Consider the following 25,023-nt stretch of genomic DNA (forward strand, 5'->3'; position numbering starts at 1 on the left):
TAACATCTATGTGCTAAGGTTTTTTTTATGAAAATTTTTGATTTCTCCATCTTTTTTTAGACTACATTCGTTTACACTTTAATCATCAAATGAATAAATTTATAGTAGTTGACCAACCCAAAGCTTGGCGTTTTCTAGAAGAAAATGCACAAATTATTTCTGCTAAAGAATATTTAACAAATCCTGCTTTTGCTTCTTTAAAAAAAGCAAGGGTTTTTAATTTATGCAAAAATTTCTCTTATCAATCTAAAGGGTATTATGTTTCTCTATTGGCAGAAGCTAGAGGGCATTCACCTTTACCTACGGTGAAAAATTTAGTAGATTTAGGAGCATTAAAGCTAGTAAAAATTGTTTCTCAAGAATTTGATGATTTAATTCAGCAAAGTTTAAAAAATGTAAAGTCGAGAGAATTTGTATTGAGTATTTATTTTGGTCAAAATGTAGCTAAAAAATACAAAGACCTTAGTGCGATGATTCATCGCCATTTTCAAATTCCTCTCTTAAGAGTAAAGTTCAACTTTACACACAAATGGCATATTCAGCAAATTAAAGCCATTGGCGTTTCTGAAATACCAGAAGACCATCAAGAGAGTTTAAAGATGTCTACACAACAGTATTTTTCTAAAAAAAGATATGATGTAGCACGATCTTCTAAAACGATATATGATTTGGCCATTTTGGTAAAAGAAGGCGATGTAGCGCCACCAAGTAATGCAAAAGCAATCAAGAAATTTATAGATATTGCAGAAAAATTACAGTTTTATGTAGAGATAGTGACTCCTAAAGATTTATCTAGACTCTCTTCTTTTGACGCATTATTGATTAGACAGAGTACAGAGGTGATGAATGAAGCTTATACTTTTGCTCGTAAAGCAAAACAAGAGAATATTGCCATTGTAGATGAACCAGAGGCTATATTAAAATGTTGTAATAAAGTATTTATGGCCGAAGCTTTGGAATTTGCGGGCATTGGAACGCCAAAGACTAAAATAGTCTATCAAGAAAACGCGCAATCTGTGCTGGATCTTATAAAGTTACCTTGTGTATTAAAAGCTCCCGATTCTACCTTCTCTTTTGGCGTAAAAAAAGCCACAACTGTAGATGAATATCATCAGTTAGTGAAAGAAATGCTTAAAACATCTGAGCTGATTATTGCGCAAGAATTTTGTCCTTCAGATTACGATTGGCGCATAGGCATGTTAGATGGTGAGCCTTTTTACGCTTGCCGATACTATATGGCCAAAGGACATTGGCAAATCTATAATTGGGATGCTAAAGAGAAAGGTGATCAAGATGGAAATGCAGATTGTTTACCTATAGAAAAAGTACCAAAGCCAATTATAGAGGCGGCAATTAAAGCCACCAAAATTATGGGAAAAGGTCTTTTTGGGATTGATATAAAGGAAATAGATGGGAAAGCTTTGGTGATAGAAATCAATGATAATCCCAATATTGATGCTGGAGTAGAAGATGCTTATTATGGAGATGAAATTTACTCCAAAATCTTAAAAGCACTAATTAAACGTTTAAATGAAAAATAAAAAATACCATTTGTTTGATGTGGTTGGGATTGAACTTGAGTATATGCTTGTTGCTCAAGATACCTTAAAAATAGCTCCAAAAGTGGATGAATTATTCACGCTTAAATGTGCAAGTATAATCTCTGATGTAGAAAATGGAAACATCGCTTGGAGTAACGAATTGGTTGCTCATGTGATAGAGATTAAAACTAACGGTCCTTCGTCACAATTAAAAGAACTTGCAGATGATTTTCATAGCAATATAAAGGAAATCAATGCATTATTACACCAAAAGAAGCTACAATTAATGCCTACGGCTTCACATCCTTTTATGGATCCCTTAACCGAAACTGTTTTGTGGAAACATAACTACAGCGAAGTTTACGAGCTATACAACCGTATTTTTAACTGTAAAGGACACGGTTGGTCTAATGTGCAAAGCATGCATATTAACCTTCCGTTTTATGATGAAAGTGAATTTGAGCAATTGCATGCGGCAATACGTGTATTGTTACCTATACTTCCAGCATTAACTGCAAGTTCTCCTATTTTGGATGGAAAAATCACTGGCTTTTTAGATACACGTTTGGAGTATTATAAAAACAATCAAAAGAAGATTCCAGAGATGACGGGAAAGGTGATTCCTGAACAAGTATTTTCTTCGGAAGAATATCATCAAAAAATTTTTAAACCTATACAAGAAGCGATTTACCCTTACGATACAGAGAAAGTACTAGATCATTTATTTTTAAACTCCCGCGGTGCCATAGCTCGTTTTGATAGGAATGCTATCGAAATTAGAGTTATAGATCTACAAGAATGTCCTAAAGCAGATCTCGCTGTCGCGGAATTGGTGGTAGAAAGTTTGAAGTATATGATTGCTCATTTAGATTTAGCAGAATTAAAATCATGGCATGAAAATGAATTGTTTTCTATTTTTAATCAGGTGATTTCTAAAGGAAATGAGGTGATCCTGCCAGATTCTTTTGTAAGCTTATTTGAGCTGGAGGCAGAGAAGGTTTCCGTAAAGCAGTTGTGGGAATTCTTATATAAAAAGGTGGTTTCTAAGTTATCTAAAGATGCTCAAGAAAGTATTCTTGTGATGCTGAATGAAGGTGCGTTGGCAGAGCGAATTTTGAAAGTAATCAGAGAAAATCCATCAGAAATGAAAATTAAAGAGACATACCATCAATTGTCGCATTGTCTAGCAGAAAATCAACTGTTTAGACCGTGAAATTAGTGATTACTTGCGAGCACGGAGGGAATCAAATTCCCTCTGCTTACACTTTTATTTTTAAAAATCAACAGGAGCTTTTAAATTCTCATCGAGCTTGGGATTTAGGAATTCTAGATGCCTTCAATTTTGTTAAAGAAGATGCAGATTTTTCTAAATCATCCAGCATTTCACGCCTGCTTATTGAAAAGAATAGATCTTTGCATCACCCAAATTTATTTTCGCCAATTACCAAAACCTTAGCCTTTTCCGTAAAGCAAGAAATTATAGAAATGCATTATTTACCTTATCGGAAAGAAGTAGAAGAAAAAATAAAGAATTTTCTCGATGATGGAGACGAGGTGTTACACCTTTCATTACACTCATTTACTCCCATATGGAAAGATAAAAAAAGAACTACAGAAATAGGGCTTCTTTACGATCCCAAAAGAACAATAGAAAAATTTTGGGTAAATAAATTAAAGAACTCTTGGAAAACGCTTTCATCCCTAAAAATTAGAATGAATTATCCTTATTTAGGAACGGCAGATGGATTTACAACTCATTTGCGGAAACAATTTCCTAAAAATTATAGTGGAATCGAGATAGAACTCAATCAAGGATTATTAGAAGAAGGTCACTTTCCTTTAAGAGTAAAGCAAAATCTTAGAAATATGATTCAGCGTTTATAGAATTTTTCGTCTACTTCTTGGGTAATTTCTCTCACTTCTCCCGCTTGCATTCCGTCAATATAAATATCACCTATTCTCACGCGAACCAAGCGAAGCGTGGGAAAGCCGATGGCTGCTGTCATCTTTTTTACTTGTCTAAATTTTCCTTCCGTTAAGGTAATAGAAGCCCAACTTGTTGGTCCGTGACGTTCGTCTCTAACTTTTTTTGCTCTTTCCGGGAAGATGGGACGTTCGGCAAGAAGCTTAGTTTTACAAGACAGGGTTTGATATTTTTTTCCGTGAATGCTAATCTCTACTCCTTTTTGAAGCTTTTCAATAGCTTCTGGAGAGATAATGCCGTCTACTTGCACATAATATTCCTTTTCAAATGATCTCGATAGTATTTGATGACTCATTTTACCGTCTGTGGTAAGAATAAGTAAGCCTTCAGAGTCTTCATCCAAACGACCAACAGACATGGTCTCTGGAGGAAAGTCATACAATTCTCCTAGTTTCTTCTTATTTTTTCTTTTGGACTCATTACTGATAAACTGACTTAAATAACCGTAAGGCTTATAGATTTTAAAATGTTGATGCATTACTTAAATGCTTTATTTAAAATACTCATCACCCCGCGAATAAATGTCGCGCTGGTTAATACTTTTAAAATATGATCTGTAGCAGATTTACCGCTACTTTTAGTAGACTTCGAGCTTTCTTTTTCTACGATTTCACGTTGTTCTTTGGCTTTCTCTTTTTGAGTTTCTTCTTGGGCTACCTTAATTTTAGTGGTGAGCATTTCATAAGCGCTCTCCCGATTAATCGGCGTATTGTATTTATCTATCAAACTAGAAGATTTCAACACTTCATCAATTTCCGAGGGATGAAGTATATCCATTCTGCTCATAGGGGCTCTCAGCATAGTCGCAGCTAGTGGAGTAGGGCGGCCTTTTTCATCTAGCGCGGTGACCAAAGCTTCTCCAATTCCTAAAGAGGTTAACACTTCTTCGGTGTCATAAAAATCGGATAGGGGATAATTTTGAGCGGTTAATTTGATGGCTTTACGATCTTTTGCAGTAAAAGCTCTTAACGCATGTTGAATTTTAAGTCCCAGCTGACTTAATACTTCACTAGGAATATCAGTCGGGTTTTGTGTCACAAAGTAGATTCCAACTCCTTTAGATCGAATTAGCTTAATAATGCTTTCTATTTGATTTAATAATGCTTTTGAAGCATTGTTAAAAATAAGATGTGCTTCATCGATAAACATGACTAACTCAGGTTTTTCGCTATCTCCCTTTTCTGGAAAAGTAGAATAAATTTCAGCCAAAAGGCTTAACATAAAAGTGGAGAATAGAGCGGGTTTGTCTTGAATATCAGTTAATCGAATGATATTGACAAAGGCTTCTCCCTTTGCATTTTTTTTAAGCAAATCGTTTACTTCAAAAGAGGGTTCTCCAAAAAATAGATCGGCGCCTTGTTGTTCTAAGGCTACAATTTTTCTTAAAATAGCACCTGTAGAGGCTTTAGAAACTCGACCATATTCTTTTTCAAAAGCATCTTCTCCATCTTCTGTAATGTAACGAACCAATTTTTTAAGATCTTCTAAATCTAATAATGGCATTTCTTGATCGTCGCAAAACTTAAATATGATGGCTAATATTCCGGTTTGCGTAGGGCTTAAATCTAAAATTCGTGAAAGCAAGACTGGTCCAAATTCACTTACGGTAGCTCTTAATTTGACTCCTTTTTGTTCCGAAAGAGATAAAATTTCAACAGGGGAGGCGCAAGCTTCAAACTCAAAACCAATTTTTTGATGTCTTCCTGCTAATTTTTCGGCATTGGTGGAAGCTTTTGCTAGACCGCTTAAATCTCCCTTCATATCCATCAATACTACGGGAACTCCTTTTTGAGAAAGGTTTTCGGCTATTATTTGAAGGGTTTTAGTTTTTCCTGTTCCGGTAGCTCCAGCAATTAAGCCATGCCTGTTTAAGGTTTTTAAAGGAATCTTTACGGAAGCATCGGGATTAGGTTCCCCGTTAAGCATAGCAGCTCCTAAATATATATAATCTCCTTTGGTTTGATATCCTTTTTGTATATGCTGAATAAAAGGCTCTTGTTGATTCATAGTATATGGTGTAAAACGGGCTTAAAAAAAACGAAGTTAAAATAAAAAAGCTCTATCCTAGGATAGAGCTTTAAATATAAAATATAAATTTTATTTACTCCACAATTAATTTCTTAACTGATTCCTGAGAACCGTTAGAAACCTTAAGAATGTAAATTCCTGATTGAGGTTGATTTAAATTTATGTTTTTTATTAATGACTCTGAAGTAGAGATCGTAGACTTACTAATTAATCTTCCTCTTAAGTCATAAACTTTAGCTGAATATTTGTCCCCTGAGGCTTCATTGAAATTAATGGTAAAGCTTCCGTTGTTAGGATTAGGATATACAGAATACAGTTGAGACAACTCATTAGAATCTGTACCTAATTCATTAGTAATTTTAAAGAAACCTTCATTTACTGCGTAAAAAACATTATACCTTCCCTTAATTTTTAACTTACAAAGAGAGGAAGCTTGCCCTATTGGCATTTGAACCATCGCAGAACCGTCATTGGTTCTTGAAGAAGCAATTAAAACATCATAGTCTATTCCTGCATTGTAAGAAAGGTAAATGTCAACTTGAGAAGTGTTAATTCCATTTCCTGTCGTTCCTGCAACATCCCAAGTTATTTCTATGGCTTCATTTTGATCATAGCTAAGACCACTTGTGTTTTGAGAAGTCACTTTAAAAGGACCTGAATCTGCAACAGTTACCGTCATATCGTCTCTTTTACTTTGTCCGCCAACAGGATTATTATCTCTTACCGTTACGGCAAAATTATATTCTCTGGCCACGTTACTTATTACTTCCCATGTTGGAGTTAAATTCCCACTATTAACCTTAGAGGCATTCGGAAAAGATCTGGTAGGAGATTCCATAGGACTTATAGATCTAAAAGAAGCACCTTCAGTAGATTGAGAACTTGGTGGGGCTACAGCGATTTCGGTATCCATTTGTTCCCAGCAATAAGTTAGGTTATCTCCGTTAGGATCTGTTGCAGAAGCAGTCAATTCAAAAGCTGTTCCGTAAGGAATGGTATAATCTGGTGTTGCCGTAATTGTTGGAGCTGCATTATCTACCGATATTTCTTCGGCACAAGTACTACCGCTTAAATTCGATATATTGGTATAGATCTGATTAATACTTGCAGCGTGAAAATGTGGATCACTAGAAAACTGTACATTTTCTCCATCACATAAACCAGCATAGGCCATAATCGTAGAACCACTTCCTGGTTCTACAGCTGTAGAGCCCGTTCTATTTTGCACACAGCCGTTAGCGCTAGAGTTAAAGGTATGGGTAGCAGAAAACTGGTGTCCAACCTCGTGAGCTACAAAATCAACGGCATAAGCATCTCCAATTGGAGCAGTAATCCCTGTTACTCCTCTTGCTTTTCCTTGAGTACTACACACAGAATATAACTGAGCTAATCCTCCAGCTCCAGTACTAAAGGTATGACCAATATCATAGTTAGCAAGACCTACATTTGCGTCAATTACGGTTTGACTTTGATTAATAAGTACTTGTGTATTATTATTATCAAATGGGTCACTACTTCCATCCAAGAAAATAATATCTTCATTGTCTACTAAAGTAAAAGTTACAGCAGCATCTCTTTCATAAATTACATTTAATCTATTTACTACGGCAACAATGGCTTCTACAACCGCTTGTTTTTTAACCGCGTCTGAGCTACTATTATTTCCTGTTTGACCCACATGATATGCAGAATACTCTCCAGTAGCAGCTACAGCAATTCTATAACTTCTCAAGGTAGAGTCATTCACATCTGAAAGATTAGAAGTGTTGCTATTTGATGCCTGTGCTTCTTCGTCTATTTGCTCGTCAAATAAACAACTGAATTCTAAATTATTAACTGTATTTTTTCTAAAAAATACTTGGTATTCTTTTCCAGATAAAGTATATGGGTTAATATATAAAATACCATTCTCTGTAGAAACAGAACCAAATATACCTTGACTCGTCGACGTAAGTCTTAAGCTGTTCTTTTTATCTTTAGAAATACCAACATAAGAAGATATTGCAGGATATTTAGCAGCCATCTCATCACTCATCGTTTGCGCTTTGTAAATGGTGAAGGTCTCGTAATTAGAGTTTCCCACAGGGAAAGTTAATTCTACATCACTAGTAACTCCTTGAAATCTAAATGGAGCTTGTAAAATTTCATTTTGAAAGATATCTAAATTTAAGTCATAAACCTCAAACTTATTTACACTAGTAACACTTTCTCTAATGTCATTTTGACTTACTTTATTAGCATCGCTTTGTGTCCAGAAATTTCTGTTTTGGGCAAATACGAATGTTGGTAAAGCTATCAAAATCAATAGCAAATTTGTAATTTTTTTGTTTTTCATAATTTCATTTTAAAATATAGGCCATAAATATACGTTTCAAATCTCATTATCTAAAGTTTATAAGGCTTTTTTTATACTTATAGTAAGAATTATAGTCTTTGATTTCCTATTTTTACAATACTTAAAAAAAATAAAATAAGTTATGAGAAAGTTTACATTTTTATTAGTTTGTATTTTGCTTGCAGGTACCGCATCTGCACAAATTCAAACGCCGCAACCTAGTCCAAGCGCTAAAATGGAGCAAATGGTAGGTTTAACAAGTATTCAGCTAGAATATTCTAGACCTTCTATGAGAGGAAGAGAAGTCTTCGGAAATTTGGTTCCTTACGATAAAATGTGGAGAGCTGGAGCAAATACGAATACCACCATCTCTTTTAGTGATGACGTAATGATTGGAGGAAAAAAACTTCCAGCCGGTGCTTACGCTATTTTTACCGTACCGAATAAAAAATCTTGGGAGGTGATTTTTTATACTGATACTAATAATTGGGGTCTTCCAGAAAAGTGGAACGAAAGCAAAGTAGCTTTAAAAGCTACCGCTGAAGCTCAAAAAATGCCGATGGAAATGGAAACTTTTACCATGGTTATCGACGAATTAACGAACAACTCTGCTGTCATTAGCTTTTTATGGGGTGATACCGTAGCTTCTTTTAAGGTAGATGTACCTACAGAAAGCAAAACTATGGCTAATATTGAGAAAGCCCTTAACGGTCCTACGGCAAGCGATTATTATGGCGCAGCAGTGTATTACTTTGAAGAAGGAAAAGACATCAAACAAGCTTTAACATGGATAAATAAGTCGGTGGATATGCAAAAAGATGTTCCTTACTACATGTTAAGAAAGAAGTCTCTAATTGAAGCTAAAGCAGGAAATAAGAAAGATGCCATTGCTACCGCTAAAAAATCATTGGCAGGTGCTAAAAAAGAAGGGAATAAAGATTACGTTAAAATGAATGAAGATTCTTTAAAAGAATGGGGAGCTAAGTAATACCAATTTTACCTTAAAATAAGCTATATAATTGAATGTATTTCACCAACTACTGCGTTAAAAATACTCGGCATAGCTATGGCTATGACTGCGTTTTTTGCCTTGTGCTTGAAAAAATACATTTTCAAATCCAATGGCTCATTTTAAAATAGAATTGGTATAAGTTCACCTCTTATAAATTTTTAAATAAGGAAGTAATTTTTTACTTCCTTATTTTTTTGTCCCTATTTGAAGGATTGTCGCGATTCCCATCACTAGCGCACAACCAAATAAGTTAAGCCATAAATACGGCATCCAATCATTCCACCATCCTATGACCACAATAACTTGTGTAATAATGGCCGCAATAAAGGTAGCATTGCTTTTTACATATTTTATGAAAAACGCAAGTAAGAATATTCCTAAAACATTTCCGTAGAAAATAGAGCCTATAATATTGACCAGCTGAATTAAGTTATCAAATAGATTGGCCGTACACGCAATTATAATGGCGATTATCCCCCATATAAGAGTAAAAATTCTGGAAGCATTTAGGTAATGCTTTTCAGATTTTTCGGTTTTGACATTTCTTTTGTACAAATCAATCACCGTTGTAGAGGCTAACGAATTTAACTCTGAAGCCGTAGAAGACATCGCCGCCGATAGAATCACTGCCAACAATAAACCAATCAAGCCTATAGGCAAGTGGTTCAGAATAAAGTGAATAAAAACATAATCTTTATCGTTGGTTTCAATACTTTCATCGGCTTGTTTAATTAAGACACTGGCTTCTTCTCGCAATACTGATTCTTCTTGTTGGAGCTGATTTAATTCCGCTTTAGCGATATTAGCCTCTGCAGGAATAGACAACTTCACAAATGCGGTAGATTTTTCTGCTTTTTTTAGCTGAAGCTGATTAAGCTCCTCTTGCAATTCACGATACTCGTCTTGATAAGCAGAATTTTCAATTACTTGTGTGGAAACCGGATTAAAATTAAGTGGCGACGGATGGTATTGATAAAACACGAAAACCATAACCCCCACCAAAAGAATAAAAAACTGCATAGGAACTTTTAACAAGCCGTTAAAAATAAGCCCCATCTGACTTTGTTTTAAACTTTTGGCCGAAAGATAACGTTGCACCTGGCTTTGGTCGGTTCCAAAATAAGAGAGCGCCAAAAATGTCCCTCCAATAAGTCCGCTCCAAATGGTATACCGATTTTCAAAATCAAAAGAGAAATCCAATACTTCCATTTTTCCGCTTGCTCCTGCAATGTCTAGGGCTTTGGTAAAGGTAATTCCTTCCGGTAAGTATTTTAAGATGAGGAAAAAAGCCACAAACATTCCGGTAAAAATAATTGCCATTTGCTGTTTTTGGGTCACGCTCACCGCTTTGGTTCCGCCAGAAACGGTGTAGATAATAACCAATATTCCGATAAGTATATTAAGCGTAAATAAATCCCATCCCAATACTGCGGAAAGTACAATCGATGGTGCAAAAATGGTAATCCCAGCCGCTAATCCTCGCTGAACTAAAAACAAAAGTGCGGTAAGCGTTCGAGTCTTTAAATCGAAACGGGTTTCTAAGTATTCATAAGCGGTATATACTTTTAGACGGTGATAAATGGGGAGAAAAACCATACAAATCACCACCATCGCAATGGGAACACCAATATAAAACTGGACGAACCCCATTCCGCTATGAAAAGCTTGCCCAGGAGTAGATAGAAACGTAATCGCACTGGCTTGAGTAGCCATTACAGACAGGCCAACCGTCCACCAACGCGCTTCATTACCTCCTTTTAAAAAATCGCTTACATTCTTACTACCGCGAGAATGATAATAACCGTAAATGACAATAAAAGCCAGGGTAGAAAAGAGAATGACAAGATCTAAGGTATGCATGGCTTATTGAAAATATTTCATGATGATATAAAAAAACAAAACGTAAACTACATTCATTATTAAGAGCAAGGTGTAGCTTTTTTTCCACGTATATTTTTCGGGCTTTTCCATTATTTTCCGAGTGAAATTAAATTGGCAAATAAGCGATAAGACCCCGAAACACCTGCGGGAAACTCTCTAAAGAAACTTAATCCTGTATAAATGTAATTTCCTTTTCCGTAAGGGGCGACCAGTAAGCTGCCGTCCATCCAAGATTCTCCTTTTTCTTTTAACGAAAGAATAGGAGTGAAGTGTTTTTTGTCCCATTTACCAGGAAAATATAAGCCGCGTTCTTGCACCCAGTTTTCAAAATCCTTAGTAGTGATTTTATTGGGAGAGTTGAGTACGGGATGTTTTTTTGCTAAAAATTTTACATCAGAAAATTCATCGGTTACCCGATCTTTAGAAAGTTCAAGCGAAAACGGCGCCAAACCCTGAGTAACTAAACCTCTATTGGTGTTGTATTGCACAATCATATTGCCGCCTTGCTTTACGTAAGCGAATAAAATATTTTGTTTATAAGCCAATTCATTTACGGTATTGTAAGCTCTAATTCCCATCACCACGGCATCAAAAGCTTTTAAATTTTCTAAAGAAATTTGACTAGGTGATAAAATACTTACTTGGTAACCAATCTCCCGTAGACTCTCTGGAACTACATCTCCCGCGCCTTCGATATACGCAATTTTATCTCCTTTCTTTTTGATGTCTAAAGCGATGAGCTTAGCATTTGCAGGCTCTAACAAAATCTGTTTGGGAATATGCTCGTAATCTATTTCTACTACATTTTGTTCATAGGTTTTACCTGAAGTGATAAAACTAGCTTTTAACTCATCTTCGGTTCCTTCTTTGGGCGGAGTGATGCTCAAATAGATGCGCTTTTCTTCTCCTTTTTTACTGAATTGTATCTCGTCTTTAGAATATTCTACTTTCCAATGATTAGGAACGTTTAATTCAAGTCGGCCTGAAATTTTATCAGAAAAAGACTTTATACGTATAGGTAATACTTTGGTATTTTCATTTCCAAAAATGAGGATAGGTTTTTCTATGCTTACCGAAATGGCAGGAACCACTTGAAAAGGCTCGTAGACTTCTCCTTCTACAGGATCATTATATTTATAAACCAATTCTTTCTCGAAAGTGATGTTTTCTCCTTCTAGTTCTAAGGTGAAATGAGCGGTTAGGGTAGATGGGGTTTCGGGTAAACCGATTAAATCCTTATTTTCTACTTCGTACATTCCTATTCCACTAGGCTTTTCTAGCCAATATGGATTCGTGTATGGCGTGTTTTCAGGAACCGTAAATTCTTGTTCTAGCGTAATTCTTTGATTCGGGTTTAAAGCAGTTTTTAATTTTTTACTGAAGTTAGAATTGCTGATCGTTATTTCTTTCAGCACAGAGTTTCCTACGCGTTGGGTAGCTTCAATTTGTAAGGAAAGTTTTTCTCCCGGGGTGGTTAAGGCGGTTTCGGTAACGGCTTCCAAATAAAGCCCCGAACAAGCAGCAATAAGATTTTTAGTTTCTTTAAGCTTGATGTCTCTCCAATGCTTATTTTCAATTTTCTTAATAAGTTGGTAGACCTTTACCAAGTCTTTCACGCTTTTTGAAGGCGCTTTAAAATCGTATTCCTCTTTAATTTTAGCAACTAAGATTCCGATTTTTTTTCCTCCTTGTGCACGAGTCCAAGTGGTGTTGATGCCTTCAAAAATCGAATTTCCTTTCAGGTGATCTCCTTTGATTAACTCTATGTACTCTAATTGTTCGCCTCTTTCTGGCGTATTTCCAAAACCTTGTGATTTATGCTGACTTCTACTATGGGACGCGATTTCACTGTTAGAAATTCCAGTAAGCGGATTGTAAACTCCGGCGTCTATGACTGTCATCCTGCTTTTATCTGCAGATTCAAATTTCTCTTGACTTCCGTAAAACCACCAAGAAGTATTAAAAAATAAACGTTGAGGCTGCCAAATGCCTACTGTTTTTGCTTCCGCGGAAGCGTAATTTTTATCGGCTGCTTTTTGAAAGGCTTCTAAACTCAATCTAGCCGAGGCCGTATGATGACCGTGCGTATTTCCTTCGGTGCGATGATCAAAACGGTTGATGATTACATCGGGTTGAAATTTACGAATGGTTTTTACCACATCATTTAATACCTCTTCTTTATTCCAAATCTCTAAGGTTTCTTGTGGCGTTTTAGAATAACCGAAATCATTGGCTCGGGTAAAAAATTGTTGTCCGCCATCAATTTTTCTAGCAGCCAATAATTCTTGGGTTCGTATGAGTCCCAGTTTTTCTCTTAGTTCTGGGCCAATAAGATTTTGACCTCCATCTCCGCGTGTAAGCGATAAATATGCGGTATTGGCATGCACCTGATTTGAAAAATAGGAAATAAGCTTCGTATTTTCATCGTCGGGATGCGCAGCAAGGTATAAAACCGAACCTAGGAAATCTAACTTTTCTAGCTGTTGATATATTTCGGAACTGTTGAGTTGATAAGGTTTTTGAGCGTATAGGGTAAAATTACTTAGTAAAATGAGTAGAACTAAAGCGAACTTTTTCATTGACATCAATTTGGGTGCTGCCAAATATAAGAACTTTAAAAGCATCCTAAAGTTAATCTTATAAAGAATCTGAACCATCGTCTACAAAAGCATCTTTCTTTACCAAAGAAATGGCTTTTTGCAATACCAAATTGTTGGGGTAAGTGACCAATTCTCCATTAGGGATTCTCAAATACACGTGAAAAGCTTTAATGTCTTCGATGATTCCCTCTAAAGGAACATCTGCATCGTGTATTTTTATTTCGTCTCCAATTTTATAGGGAAAAGAAAAGAACATAATCACGCCAGAGGTGATGTTACTTAAGATGGACCAAACTGCAAAGAGACCAATTCCTATCACGGCAAATACCGAGGAGAAAATAAGTGCTAAATCTTCGGCTTTAACTCCCCAAACGATCATGAGTAGGAAGATGGCGATAAAGATCATTAAGACATTAATGTACTTTACCATCAATCTTACACGCGCCAAGTTAATGCCTTGTCTTTTACCTACTTTATTTGCGGTAGTGGTTAAAATTAAGCGCAGTAATAACAAGCCAACAAGAACCGCTATACTGATAATAAAATCGGAGGAATGAGGTGAAAAAAAATCGCGCATAGGGAATCGTAATTGAGATGCAAAATTACATAATTCAATTACAATAGGTTGACTTTTGTGATCCTAAATGATGATAAAATTAGGTTAAAATTTCATCAGATTTTCATAGATCAAATGTGTAGGCATTCCCATAACGGTATAAAAAGAACCTTCAATCTTTTTAATGCCTATTTGGCCAATCCATTCTTGAATTCCGTAGGCGCCAGCTTTGTCAAAAGGTTGATAATAATCTAAATAATAATCAATTTCTGAATTCGATAATTTATCGAAGTGAACAGTGGTAATATCTTTAAAATCAACAGACTTCTCTTTAGAGCTTAAGTGAACAGATGAAATCACCTGATGTTCTTTTTGAGATAGCTTAGAAAGCATTTCAAAAGCTTCTTCACGGTCTTTAGGCTTCCCCAAAATTTCATTATCAAGGCAAACAATTGTATCGCCAGTGATTAAAATATCCTGTTCGCCTAAGTCTTTTTTAAAAGGCTCTGCTTTGAGTTTTGCTAAATATAAAGCCACTTCTGGCGGACTCAAATGACTAGGGTAGCTCTCGATCACTTTTCTTATTTCTATGGAAAAAGAAAGTCCGAGTTCTTCCAAGATTTGTTTTCTTCGAGGCGACCCTGAAGCTAGAATGATATTCTTGTCTTTTAGTCGGTCTTTTAAAGGGTTTACTTCCATAAAAAGGGATATAAGGCTATTGATACAATTCCGAAAACTAATATCAGTTTTAATATTCCGCTCAAATTACTAAATTCTTTTTTATTTTTTGCAGAAATAATTTTAAACATAAACCATAATAAGGGGGCTAGAATAAAAATAATTGCATAAATCATAGCGTATATATTTTGGTATAGATACGCGTAGATATAATATAAAATAGCCAAAAACGGAATCATGCTAATGGCGGAAATCAGCTTGTTGGTTCTTTCTTGGCCTAGCGCAATAGACAGGGTTTGTAATTCGGCTTTATGGTCTCCTTGAATGTCTTGTTGGTTTTTGACCATCTCCCTTAGCCAGTTGATTAAGAAAGCAAAAATGGCGTAATCTACCAAAATAGATAGAAATGTTCTTTGCGAGTCTTGGTTTTGAGGTGTAATCGCGGGCAGTAAATCAAATAATCCTGGGAGAATAATCACCAAAGCTACAAGTGCACTTATGAGAAGATTACCCACTACCAAATACGATTTAAAGGAGGTGGCGTACAGGTATAGAATTCCTGAAACCATAATAAAGATTCCACTAAAAACAGGTCTTCCAATCATATTAGAAAGATAAAAACCAAGTAACACGCCAATTATGTTGAAAGTTATAAATAAATTATAGGCTGTCTTTTCTGAAATTTGCCTCCCAACAATTACTTTGGCGGGTTGATTGACTTCATCGGCTTTTACACTGTAAATACTGTTGATGATATTTCCGGCAGCAGCCAAACAAACTGTTGCTAAAACCAAAAGGGAAAAACCAAATCCGTTCAAGGTAATTTCAACCGGGAAAGGATCAAGAAAGCAATATTTAATCACCAATTGGGTGACGGCAATCATGAGTAAGTTGGGAAGACGAACCAGTTGTAAATATTTCTTCATAATTAATCGTTAAGCCATTTTTCTTGCACTTTCAACACTTGTTCAATAAGATCGCGTCCACAGCCTTTTCCGCCATTCTTATGAGAAATATATTTAGAAATCGCTTTCACTTCTGGAGCAGCGTCTTGTGGGCAAGTAGGTAATCCAATTAATCGCATGGGGTAGAGGTCTGGAATGTCGTCGCCCATATAGGCTACGTTTTCGGCTTTGATGCCATGAGAATCAAAAAACTCCTCCAAGCATGCTACTTTATCTTCTACACCCAAATGAATGTCGGTGATTCCCAAACCGTTTAAGCGTTTTCTTACCGCTTCATTTTTTCCTCCTGAAATAATACAAACCGTATACCCGCTTTTCACTGCTTTTTTTAAGGCATAACCGTCTTTAATGTTCATGCTCCGTAAAAGTTCTCCTTCGGCAGAAATATGAACTGTGCCGTCTGTAAGTACTCCATCTACATCAAAAACAAAGGTGGTGATGTCGTTAAGAATTTCTTTATAATTTCGTTCCATAGGTAGCTTGTATCGATTGGGTGAGTAATTTATAAATTTCTGTATAGTTTTCGTTGGTTAAAAGTTCTAAATGTTTCGCGATGCTTTGCTGGTCGTTTCTTAAAGCAGGGCCTGTTTGTACGGTTTTTGGCGAATGGAGGCTTGCTTTTCTTGCGGTTTCTGTAATTAATGCGTGTAAAATTTCGAAGGGAACTTCATTTTTTGCACATAAATCTTCCCCTATGTGATAAAGGTGGTTTACAAAATTACACACAAATACGGCTGAAAGATGTAAGGATTTTCGCTGCGGACTAGAAATAGAAAACACTTTGGGAGAAATGGCCAAGGCTAATTTCTCTAATACGCTATAGATTTCCTTATCGGAAGCTTCTAAGCAAAGCGGAATACTTTTAAAATCTACCGGCGTATCTTTTGAAAAGGTTTGCAGCGGATAAAAAACACCATTCTTTTGAGCCGATTGAGAAAGCGGAATACTCCCGGAAGTATGCGCAATAATCGCATTGCTAGATTTAATTTTTTGGATAAATTCTTCAATGGCATCGTCTTTTATAGCTAGCAAAAAAACATCGGCCTCTTTTAAATCTTCTAAACGACTGCAGGTGGAAACATCATCTCCAAATGGAATCAGTTTTTTGGGGTTCCTGCCATAGATTTGAACTAGCTGAACTTCGTTGCTTTCCGCGAAAGCGCGATAAAGATGAGTAGCTACATTTCCAGAGCCAAGAATAGAAACTTTAATCATATAAGAGCACTTTAAAAAAGAGTCGGTTAACTTTAACGAATAACTCTATATTTTACCGCTAAAATAAGAAGTATATCCCACAAAAATGGTAAATTTGCAGCGTTTATAAAAATGCTTTTTATGTTTCAGAAGAAGGTTGCCCAGATTCTTTTCTCTACCCGAACTATGTCATTATTGTTCATCTCTTTTGCAGTAGCCATGGCGGTAGGAACTTTTGTAGAAAATTCTTACAGTACCGCCACCGCTAGAGCTTGGATTTACAATGCTTGGTGGTTTGAAGCCATCATGATTGTATTCGCTCTTAACTTCTTAGGGAATATAAAAAGATACCGATTATTACGAAGAGAAAAACTCAACACCTTAATTTTCCACTTGTCATTTTTACTGATTTTGGTGGGTGCAGGAGTAACGCGATATATTGGTTATGAGGGAATTATGCCTATTCGTGAAGGAGAAACTACCAATATTATGCTTTCAGAAAAAACATACCTTTCGATTATGATGGATGGGGAAGTAGACGGAGAACCTTTAAGAAGAGCTCAAGATTTAAGCTTAAATTTGGCTCCTAAAATTAATAATCATAAGACTTTATCGACCGACTTTAAAGGACAAGAGGTAGATTTTGAAGTGGTTGAATTTATTCCTGCAGCAGAAGAGGGATTAGTAGAGACCGAAGATGGGAATACATACTTGAAGATTGTTGAAGCTAGTGGAGGAGATCGACACGATCATTATTTAGAGGAAAACGAAGTTACTTCTATACATAATATTTTATTCGCTTTTAACAAACCTACGGAAGGAGCTATCAATATTAATATTAGCGATGAAGGGAGTACCATTTCTTCTCCGTTTGAAGGAGATTATATGCGTATGTCAGATCAAAAGAAAGGTATTGTTGTGGCCGATTCACTTCAGCCGCTCATGATGCGTTCGTTATATAATATGGCAGAAATGCAGTTTGTACTTCCAGATGCTCCCGTAAAAGGAAAATATGATTTAATTGCTTCTGAAACCAAAGAAGAAGGACAGCCAGATGGAGTCGTGTTAAACATTACCAGTAATGGAGAAACGCAGCAAGTAAAAATGTTGGGTGCTAAAGGATACGTAAACGATTATAAACAAGTAAATGTTGGAGGCTTAGAGATTTACGCTCGCTACGGAAGTAAAGAGTATGAACTTCCTTTTTCCTTAAAATTAAATGATTTTATTGCAGATAAATATCCCGGAACCGAGAATAATCCTATGCCCAGCTATTCTGCTTTTAAAAGTAAAGTAGATCTTATTGACGGTGGAGAGGTGACTAAGCACGAGGTTTTTATGAATAATGTATTGGATTATAAAGGCTACCGATTTTTTCAAGCTTCTTTTGATGCCGACGAAAAAGGAACGGTACTTTCTGTAAACCACGATTGGTGGGGAACTTGGATTACGTATATAGGTTACTTTTTATTGTATTTAGGAATGATGATTTTGTTATTTGAAAGAGGCTCACGTTTTGGAGAGCTAGAAAGAAAATTAACTAAGATTAAAGCTAAGAAAGCGAGTTTAGGAGTTATAGCCGCTTTATTATTTTGTGTTTCTGGGTTTGCACAAGATAATCAAGACAATGGAGATGCTGCTCACGAGCATAGCACTTCTATGATCTCTCCCAAATCACAGGTAGACTCGGTAGTGATGGCTACTGCGGTAAGTAAAGAACACGCTGCTAAATTTGGAAGGTTGATTATCCAAGATGCTGGCGGAAGAATGAAACCCGCCAATACCTACTCGTCTGAATTAATAAGAAAACTGAGTAAGAGCGATCATTACGAAGGATTAAACAGTGACCAAGTATTGGTTTCTATGACCGAAAATCCTGCGATGTGGTATAATGTACCTTTAATCTATGTGAAAGCAAAAAATGATAGTTTGCATCACGTTATTGGAGTAGAGGAAGGAGCCAAACATATTCCTTTAGCTCAATTCTTTGATGAACGAGGAGCCTATAAACTGTCTCCGTTTCTAGAAGAAGCCTATAGAGCAAAGGTGAAAAATCAGTTTCAAAAAGACTTTATTTCAGCCGATGAAAAAGTGAACTTATTGTACAATGCTTTGGAAGGAAAAATATTAAAAATTTTCCCAATCCCCGAAGCCGAAAACAATAAATGGGTTTCTTATCCCGAAGCGAGAGAATTAGAGGGTAAGTTTAAAGGAGTAGATTCTTTATATACTTTAAATGTATTACCGCTTTATATGCAAACCTTGAGAAAGGCAAGAACTACCGAGGATTATAGTAAATCCAATGAGGTATTGAGCAGTATTGAAGGCTTTCAGAAAAAATATGGAGAGGAAGTGATGCCTTCGCAAGAAAAGATTGACACCGAAATCCTCTACAATAAATACGATGTGTTTAAAAACCTGTTCTGGCAATATATGGTGGTTGGGTTACTCATGTTTGTAGTGGTTATTATTCAAATTTTTAGAAATACCAAGAACATTAGAAGAAGTATCAAATTCTTCCAAATTCTTATTTTTATATTATTTCTTGTCCATACTACTGGCTTAATAGCGCGCTGGTATATTTCTGGTCATGCTCCTTGGAGTGATGCTTATGAAAGTATGATCTATGTGGCTTGGGCAACGATGTTCTTTGGATTGGCCTTTGGTAGAAAAAGTGATTTAACTACAGCATCTACCGCATTTGTTACTTCGATGATTCTTATGATTGCGCATTGGAACTGGATGGATCCTGCAATCGCTAATTTGCAACCGGTATTAGATTCTTACTGGTTAATGATTCACGTAGCAGTGATTGTGGCTAGTTACGGTCCGTTTACATTGGGAATGATTTTAGGCTTGGTTTCGCTCCTGCTTATGATTCTTACCAATGAGAAGAACAAAAAGAAAATGGCCATCAATATACAAGAATTAACCATTATTACAGAGCTTTGTTTAACCGTAGGTTTGGTGCTGTTAACCATTGGAAACTTTTTAGGTGGACAATGGGCCAACGAAAGTTGGGGTAGATATTGGGGCTGGGATCCTAAAGAAACTTGGGCATTAATTAGTATTATGGTATATGCGTTTGTAATTCATATGCGTTTAGTGCCAGGCTTACGCGGAAGATTTGCCTTTAACTGGGCAGCGATTCTCGCTTTTGCTTCTATCTTAATGACATACTTTGGAGTTAATTTTTACCTTACTGGATTGCACTCTTACGCAAGTGGAGATCAAATCATCAGCTATCAATTTATCTTTATCGCGTTTGGAGCTTGGGCACTTTTAGGAGCTGTAGCTTACAGAAAATATAAACGCTTTTATAAGAAATAATTCTTCTGATGAAATATTGGAAATAAGAGTTTAAAAAGCTAAGTTACTTGTGACTTAGCTTTTTTGATTTGTTGAAAATAATTAAATAATAGTAAAATCATAATTTCAAAATATGGAAACTACTAAAAAGACACACTGGGAAAATGTATACCAAACCAAGAATCCAGATGAAGTGAGTTGGACACAAGAAAATCCTAAAACTAGCTTAGCTCTTATTCATTCGTTTAAGCTAAATAAGCAAGCAAGAATTATAGATGTGGGCGGAGGCGATAGCAATTTAGTAGACCATTTACTAAAAGAAGGTTATGAGAACATTAGCGTTTTAGATATTTCAGAAAAAGCTTTAGAGAAAGCAAAAATTAGATTGGGTGCTAAAGCCAGTAAGGTAAGTTGGATTGTAAGTGATGTGGTAGACTTCACCCCCAAAACTACTTATGATGTTTGGCACGATCGAGCTGCTTTTCATTTCTTAACTTCGGAAGAACAGATTGCTCAATACCTCAAAATCGTTTCAAAAAATGTCATCGGTTATTTGGCTATGGGGACCTTCTCTAAAAACGGACCTTTAAAATGTAGCGGACTAGAGATCACCCAATACGCCGAAGAAGACTTGAAAGATAAATTTAAAGACAATTTTACTCCGTTAACTTGCTTTACGGAAGATCACTTAACTCCGTTTGATACCACTCAAAATTTCTTGTTTTGTAGTTTTGAGAAGATTTAGAAATACTGATTCCAATTATTGTAAGGTGTTAACACCGTTTGTACGGTTGAATCCTGAAGCATTGTTCTCAATTCTGTATAATTGATCAAGATTTTTGGAGAATACGTGCTGTGCAACACCCAAAAATTCTTTTTCCTTTTCGGAAAGTGTTTAGCGATTAGGGAATAATCATTAAAATCGGTCGAGATTTCTAAGTTAGGGTTATTTTTAAGCTGTGCTTTGATTTCCTGAAGGCTTTTGCTTAACTCTTCCTTCGTTTTTTCATGAAGTTTTGGCGGGAGGTAATAATTTACGCGATAGCCTTTTTCTTGGAAAACATTTAGAAGTTCTGCTTTTGAAGATTCAATAATTACCTGACCTCGTTTGATTTCCGCGGAAGCGATACCTGTATCAATACGATTAAATACCGCCTGTTGATTTGTTGCCGTCAAATTTTTAAGATCTAACCACATGCCTATTTTTTTGTTGCTCACATGATTCACATATTCTTGAAAAGACAAACCCGTAGATGGGGCGGGAGGATGATTCACCTCAAGCCAATCACCATCTTTTTGATACAATAAATCCAGTTCGATACCTTTAAAATGGGCTTCGCTGCTTTCTAGCTTTTTAAGATCGTTTGCTCGATGAGCCCAAACTTTATCGTAGAAGCCGTAAAATTCAACGCGCTTGCTGCTGTAGCGATATGCAATCGCCAAAATCAAAACCAGAGCAAGTATAGCAATAAAAATCATCTTAGTATTTTTGCGCATCATAATCTATTTTACCTTTTATCAGCCTTGGTTTTTCAACGTAGGTAGAATCGTAAATACTTTTAGTTTTATCTAAACCATCAAAAAAAATCTGACTCAAATCCGCGAAAGCGTGAATAAATTTATCCATTAAATACTTCCGATTCTCAATTTTAGTAACCTCTAAATCTGATTTTAACTGCTCTTTAAATTGCGGAGAAACCCAAGTAATATAAGGAATTTCGAACATTCCGTTGGTGCCAATATCTTCGCTGTGTCCCGCATTATCATAATCATCAAACACATCATCCCCGTGGTCTGAAAAATAAATCATATAAGAAGAGGTCTGCTGTGCTTTTAATTGCTCCAAAAGATCGTTGATGATATAATCATTATAGCGAACAGCATTATCGTATTGGTTGATAAACCCATAGGCTCGCTCGTGTTGAAACTTCGTTTTTGGGATGTCTTTAAAATGCTCGTAAGTATTAGGATAACGTTCCTGATACCCCAAATGCGTTCCCGAAAGGTGCAAGAAAATCATTTTGTAAGGTGCAGGATCTTGTAAAGCCTCGTTGAATGCGGGTAATAGAACCTCGTCATAACTTTTTCGGTTATAATTATCGGTGTTTAAAAATTTCTTCTCAGTCGCGGCATAACCAATTAAAGTAGGCACAGATTCGTTGATGCCTACGGGCCGCTGATTAGAAAGCCAAAAGGTTTTGTATCCCGCTTGATTGGCTAATTGGATCACCGAAGCATTGTCTTCTCTTCTTTTATTCTCAAATGAATTTAAGGTGAGAATCTTGTCTAAAGCGATGACGGTGTGCACGTGCGGCGTTATTACATCTTTAGAAATCCATAATTCTTTTTGTTTCGCTAATAGCGGATTTGTATTTCGATAATATCCATATAGCGACATGTGATTTCTATTGGTAGATTCTCCAATAATTACGACTCCAATTTTGGGAGCCTTGCGGTCTTTTTTTACCTCTTTTAAATAAGGAGAAGTAGGTTGAGCCAGCATTTCTTTAATCAGTTTTTTGGTGGTTTTGTAATCTGCGTAAGAAGTTTTAGTGGTGTAGAGAATATTAAATTCAGAAAACTTCCAATGAATAAGGTACGCTGAAAGTACCGCAAGACCAAGCAATCCTATTTTTAGAATTATTTGGAACGAAGGTTTTAGGTCAAGCTGGAATATTATTTTTCTCTTGAAAAGCGAGTACCCATAACCCAAAAGATACAAGATGAAAATCCCCGCCAAAAATAAAAACGTACTACTTATATAGACTTCTAGAAACTCTGAAGTTTCTTGGGCATTAGTTTCAAAAATGACAAATAGGGCAGAGGCGCTCAGTTTTACCTGATAAATATGATAAAAATTGAGCTTTATCAATAAAAGAAGGCTCAGTAAAAAACCTATGATCCAAGAGCATATGGCTTTTAGCTTTTGGGAAGGAATTAGAAAACAAAGACTATAAAGAAAGCTAGTGAGCAAGACAAAATTACACACTTCCCGAATAAAATGTGCTTGTTGGGGAATCAAAAAAATTCCGCTAAGGCATAACACCCATAGCGGAATTGATAATAAAATAAGATGTGCAAGATTATTTTTAGTAAACATGAGATAGTCAATCTATTATGCCAATTAAGCTTTTAAAAATCTAATGAGCATTCTTCACAAATTTAGAAGAAATCTGCAAACCCCGACTTATTAAATTTACTTTATCTCACCCACCATATCTTCTGGCTTCACCCAAGCATCAAATTCTTCGGCAGTGGTGTAGCCTAAATTCACGGCTTCTACTCTTAAGGTAGTTCCGTTTTTATGTGCAGTATTGGCAATTTCGGCGGCTTTATAATATCCAATTTTGGTATTTAAAGCAGTTACCAACATCAAACTGTTTTGCAACAATTCATCAATACGTTCTTGATTAGGCTCAATCCCTGCGGCGCAATGCTCTTCAAAAGAAACACAAGAGTCTCCAATAAGCTCTGCACTTTGCAATAAATTGGCTGCCATTACGGGTTTAAAAACATTCAGCTCAAACTGTCCTTGCATACCGCTAACGCTAATCGCCACATCGTTACCCATCACCTGCGCGCAAACCATGGTTAAAGCTTCACATTGGGTAGGATTCACTTTTCCTGGCATAATAGAAGAACCAGGTTCGTTTGCCGGAATGCTAATTTCTCCAATTCCGCTTCGAGGTCCAGAGGCCAACATTCTAATGTCGTTTCCTATTTTATTTAAGGCAACCGCTAATTGTTTTAAGGCACCGTGGCTTTCTACCAAGGCATCGTGAGCTGCCAAGGCTTCAAATTTATTCTTAGCGGAAGTAAAAGGAAGTTCCGTAAAGTTGGCAATATGTTTTGCTACATTTACTGCGTAATCTTTAGGCGTATTTAATCCCGTTCCTACAGCAGTTCCGCCTAGAGCTAATTCTCCTAAATGTGGAAGCGTGGCTTCTAAAGCTTTTAAACCGTGATCCAACTGAGAAGCATAACCTCCAAATTCTTGTCCCAAGGTTAATGGCGTAGCATCCATAAAATGCGTCCGTCCAATTTTAACTATTTTTTTAAATTCTTCTGCTTTCTTCTGAAGTGTATCTCTTAATTGTTTTACTCCAGGAATCGTTACTTCCACAATTTTCTTATAGGTAGCAATATGCATTCCTGTAGGAAAAGTATCGTTAGAAGATTGAGATTTGTTGACATCATCATTAGGTTGAAGCGTTTTATCGCCTTCACCAATGGTTTTTCCTGCCAATTGATGCGCGCGGTTAGCGATCACTTCATTTACGTTCATATTACTTTGTGTCCCCGATCCGGTTTGCCAGATTACCAATGGAAATTGATCATCGTGCTTGCCTTCAAGAATCTCCTCACAAACCTGTGCGATAAGATCTCTCTTTTCTATAGGAAGTACTCCTGCTTCTTCGTTGGTGTAAGCCGCAGCTTTTTTTAAATAAGCGAATCCGTAAACGATTTCTAAAGGCATAGAAGCCGCGGGACCTATTTTAAAGTTATTTCTAGAACGCTCGGTTTGCGCTCCCCAAAGTTTATTGGCTGGTACTTTTACCTCGCCCATAGTGTCTTTCTCTATTCTATATTCCATGAAACTGTAAGTTTTTTGTAAGTAGTTACAAATTTAATGATTTCCGCTATGATAGCGTAAAAAGTTCTCATAATAAGTCTGTATTCTCTCAAATACAAGTCTTTTTTTATTAGTTTTTAGGGAATAAGTCAGGTTTATTGAGCCGATGGGAGTGAATTGCGCATTAGTAAATAAATTGTAAGTAGAAATCAAGAACCTAGGCAAGTTTATTAAATTCGTTTTAAATCACAAACGGCTAAAAGAGATCTCTTTTAGCCGTTTGTGATGAATGGACTTCCTAGTAATTTTGTGACTAATTTTATTAGGCCGCTTTGTTAAAAAATCCTTTTAATTTTAGTTCCATTTC

Annotated in this window: 19 protein-coding genes; 6 read left to right on the forward strand and 13 right to left on the reverse strand. The window is 36.2% G+C overall.

The features are described 5' to 3' along the window. The first annotated feature begins 89 nt into the window (after positions 1-89). From RBU60_RS09900 to RBU60_RS09910, 3 genes are read left to right on the forward strand one after another with little or no spacing between them, the layout of a single operon-like run. On the forward strand, positions 90-1,541 hold the full coding sequence (locus RBU60_RS09900) for a RimK family protein (protein ID WP_308864753.1): 1,452 nt from the start codon (positions 90-92) through the stop codon (positions 1,539-1,541). After that, positions 1,531-2,754 carry a carboxylate-amine ligase gene (locus RBU60_RS09905; protein WP_308864754.1) on the forward strand — a complete coding sequence of 408 codons (1,224 nt, stop codon included), beginning with the start codon at positions 1,531-1,533 and terminating at the stop codon, positions 2,752-2,754. Before RBU60_RS09900 ends, RBU60_RS09905 begins: the two co-directional genes overlap by 11 nt. Next, positions 2,751-3,425 carry an N-formylglutamate amidohydrolase gene (locus tag RBU60_RS09910; RefSeq protein WP_308864755.1) on the forward strand — a complete coding sequence of 225 codons (675 nt, stop codon included), beginning with the start codon at positions 2,751-2,753 and terminating at the stop codon, positions 3,423-3,425. The genes RBU60_RS09905 and RBU60_RS09910 overlap by 4 nt, the downstream gene beginning before the upstream one ends. Here RBU60_RS09910 and RBU60_RS09915 read toward each other — a convergent pair. From RBU60_RS09915 to RBU60_RS09925, 3 genes are all read right to left on the reverse strand, one after another. Continuing rightward, the gene (locus tag RBU60_RS09915) at positions 3,413-4,003 is read right to left on the reverse strand and encodes a pseudouridine synthase (RefSeq protein WP_308864756.1); all 591 of its coding nucleotides are present in this window, start codon (positions 4,001-4,003) and stop codon (positions 3,413-3,415) included. The genes RBU60_RS09910 and RBU60_RS09915 overlap by 13 nt on opposite strands. Then, positions 4,003-5,532, reverse strand: coding sequence for a helicase HerA-like domain-containing protein (locus RBU60_RS09920; protein ID WP_308864757.1), 1,530 nt, complete (start codon positions 5,530-5,532; stop codon positions 4,003-4,005). Before RBU60_RS09920 ends, RBU60_RS09915 begins: the two co-directional genes overlap by 1 nt. Positions 5,533-5,626: 94 nt before the next feature. After that, the gene (locus tag RBU60_RS09925) at positions 5,627-7,888 is read right to left on the reverse strand and encodes a zinc-dependent metalloprotease (RefSeq protein WP_308864758.1); all 2,262 of its coding nucleotides are present in this window, start codon (positions 7,886-7,888) and stop codon (positions 5,627-5,629) included. A gap of 142 nt (positions 7,889-8,030) precedes the next feature. Between RBU60_RS09925 and RBU60_RS09930 the strand changes: the two genes are divergently transcribed. After that, entirely contained in the window at positions 8,031-8,876 is an 846-nt protein-coding gene (locus tag RBU60_RS09930) for a DUF2911 domain-containing protein (RefSeq protein WP_308864759.1), read from the forward strand. Positions 8,877-9,086: 210 nt separating this feature from the next. Here RBU60_RS09930 and RBU60_RS09935 read toward each other — a convergent pair whose 3' ends face one another. The 7 genes from RBU60_RS09935 to RBU60_RS09965 all read right to left on the reverse strand — a co-directional run bounded on the left by RBU60_RS09935 (position 9,087) and on the right by RBU60_RS09965 (position 16,795). After that, positions 9,087-10,760 carry a sodium:solute symporter gene (locus RBU60_RS09935; protein ID WP_308864760.1) on the reverse strand — a complete coding sequence of 558 codons (1,674 nt, stop codon included), beginning with the start codon at positions 10,758-10,760 and terminating at the stop codon, positions 9,087-9,089. 110 nt (positions 10,761-10,870) lie between these two features. After that, positions 10,871-13,360, reverse strand: coding sequence for a PIG-L family deacetylase (locus tag RBU60_RS09940; RefSeq protein WP_308864761.1), 2,490 nt, complete (start codon positions 13,358-13,360; stop codon positions 10,871-10,873). A 58-nt stretch (positions 13,361-13,418) separates the two neighbouring features. Further along, the gene (locus tag RBU60_RS09945; protein WP_308864762.1) at positions 13,419-13,958 is read right to left on the reverse strand and encodes a mechanosensitive ion channel domain-containing protein; all 540 of its coding nucleotides are present in this window, start codon (positions 13,956-13,958) and stop codon (positions 13,419-13,421) included. Between the two features lie 84 nt (positions 13,959-14,042). After that, entirely contained in the window at positions 14,043-14,636 is a 594-nt protein-coding gene (locus RBU60_RS09950) for a Maf family nucleotide pyrophosphatase (protein ID WP_308864764.1), read from the reverse strand. Continuing rightward, entirely contained in the window at positions 14,627-15,541 is a 915-nt protein-coding gene (locus tag RBU60_RS09955; protein ID WP_308864766.1) for a geranylgeranylglycerol-phosphate geranylgeranyltransferase, read from the reverse strand. The genes RBU60_RS09950 and RBU60_RS09955 overlap by 10 nt, the downstream gene beginning before the upstream one ends. 2 nt (positions 15,542-15,543) lie before the next feature. Further along, complete coding sequence (locus RBU60_RS09960) at positions 15,544-16,053, reverse strand: KdsC family phosphatase (RefSeq protein WP_308864767.1); 510 nt, start codon at positions 16,051-16,053, stop codon at positions 15,544-15,546. Continuing rightward, positions 16,037-16,795, reverse strand: coding sequence for a Rossmann-like and DUF2520 domain-containing protein (locus RBU60_RS09965; RefSeq protein ID WP_308864769.1), 759 nt, complete (start codon positions 16,793-16,795; stop codon positions 16,037-16,039). Before RBU60_RS09965 ends, RBU60_RS09960 begins: the two co-directional genes overlap by 17 nt. A 120-nt stretch (positions 16,796-16,915) precedes the next feature. On the opposite strand from RBU60_RS09965, the gene ccsA reads away from it, so the two are divergent. Beyond that, positions 16,916-20,104, forward strand: coding sequence for a cytochrome c biogenesis protein CcsA (gene ccsA, locus RBU60_RS09970; RefSeq protein WP_308864770.1), 3,189 nt, complete (start codon positions 16,916-16,918; stop codon positions 20,102-20,104). A 112-nt stretch (positions 20,105-20,216) separates the two neighbouring features. Continuing rightward, complete coding sequence (locus tag RBU60_RS09975) at positions 20,217-20,828, forward strand: class I SAM-dependent methyltransferase (RefSeq protein ID WP_308864772.1); 612 nt, start codon at positions 20,217-20,219, stop codon at positions 20,826-20,828. Here RBU60_RS09975 and RBU60_RS09980 read toward each other — a convergent pair. The 3 genes from RBU60_RS09980 to fumC form a co-directional block, all read right to left on the reverse strand. After that, complete coding sequence (locus RBU60_RS09980; RefSeq protein ID WP_308864773.1) at positions 20,825-21,562, reverse strand: hypothetical protein; 738 nt, start codon at positions 21,560-21,562, stop codon at positions 20,825-20,827. The two genes, RBU60_RS09975 and RBU60_RS09980, sit on opposite strands and share 4 nt — an antisense overlap. A gap of 1 nt (position 21,563) precedes the next feature. Beyond that, a complete protein-coding gene (locus RBU60_RS09985; RefSeq protein WP_308864774.1) occupies positions 21,564-23,183 on the reverse strand; it encodes a sulfatase-like hydrolase/transferase in 1,620 nt (539 codons plus the stop codon). Positions 23,184-23,279: 96 nt separating this feature from the next. Continuing rightward, complete coding sequence (gene fumC / locus RBU60_RS09990; protein WP_308864775.1) at positions 23,280-24,677, reverse strand: class II fumarate hydratase; 1,398 nt, start codon at positions 24,675-24,677, stop codon at positions 23,280-23,282. Between the last annotated feature and the right edge of the window lie 346 nt (positions 24,678-25,023).

Source organism: Mesonia profundi (assembly GCF_031085155.1).
In the GTDB taxonomy this organism is placed as follows: Bacteria; Bacteroidota; Bacteroidia; order Flavobacteriales; family Flavobacteriaceae; genus Mesonia; species Mesonia profundi.

Coding starts and splice junctions, on each gene's coding strand:
- fumC (WP_308864775.1), bottom strand. CDS start 24,677: ATGGAATATAGAATAGAGAAAGACACTATGGGCGAGGTAAAAGTACCA.
- RBU60_RS09935 (WP_308864760.1), bottom strand. CDS start 10,760: ATGCATACCTTAGATCTTGTCATTCTCTTTTCTACCCTGGCTTTTATT.
- RBU60_RS09975 (WP_308864772.1), top strand. CDS start 20,217: ATGGAAACTACTAAAAAGACACACTGGGAAAATGTATACCAAACCAAG.
- ccsA (WP_308864770.1), top strand. CDS start 16,916: ATGTTTCAGAAGAAGGTTGCCCAGATTCTTTTCTCTACCCGAACTATG.
- RBU60_RS09955 (WP_308864766.1), bottom strand. CDS start 15,541: ATGAAGAAATATTTACAACTGGTTCGTCTTCCCAACTTACTCATGATT.
- RBU60_RS09945 (WP_308864762.1), bottom strand. CDS start 13,958: ATGCGCGATTTTTTTTCACCTCATTCCTCCGATTTTATTATCAGTATA.
- RBU60_RS09965 (WP_308864769.1), bottom strand. CDS start 16,795: ATGATTAAAGTTTCTATTCTTGGCTCTGGAAATGTAGCTACTCATCTT.
- RBU60_RS09915 (WP_308864756.1), bottom strand. CDS start 4,003: ATGCATCAACATTTTAAAATCTATAAGCCTTACGGTTATTTAAGTCAG.
- RBU60_RS09920 (WP_308864757.1), bottom strand. CDS start 5,532: ATGAATCAACAAGAGCCTTTTATTCAGCATATACAAAAAGGATATCAA.
- RBU60_RS09985 (WP_308864774.1), bottom strand. CDS start 23,183: ATGTTTACTAAAAATAATCTTGCACATCTTATTTTATTATCAATTCCG.
- RBU60_RS09960 (WP_308864767.1), bottom strand. CDS start 16,053: ATGGAACGAAATTATAAAGAAATTCTTAACGACATCACCACCTTTGTT.
- RBU60_RS09905 (WP_308864754.1), top strand. CDS start 1,531: ATGAAAAATAAAAAATACCATTTGTTTGATGTGGTTGGGATTGAACTT.
- RBU60_RS09980 (WP_308864773.1), bottom strand. CDS start 21,562: ATGATTTTTATTGCTATACTTGCTCTGGTTTTGATTTTGGCGATTGCA.
- RBU60_RS09925 (WP_308864758.1), bottom strand. CDS start 7,888: ATGAAAAACAAAAAAATTACAAATTTGCTATTGATTTTGATAGCTTTA.
- RBU60_RS09950 (WP_308864764.1), bottom strand. CDS start 14,636: ATGGAAGTAAACCCTTTAAAAGACCGACTAAAAGACAAGAATATCATT.
- RBU60_RS09930 (WP_308864759.1), top strand. CDS start 8,031: ATGAGAAAGTTTACATTTTTATTAGTTTGTATTTTGCTTGCAGGTACC.
- RBU60_RS09940 (WP_308864761.1), bottom strand. CDS start 13,360: ATGAAAAAGTTCGCTTTAGTTCTACTCATTTTACTAAGTAATTTTACC.
- RBU60_RS09900 (WP_308864753.1), top strand. CDS start 90: ATGAATAAATTTATAGTAGTTGACCAACCCAAAGCTTGGCGTTTTCTA.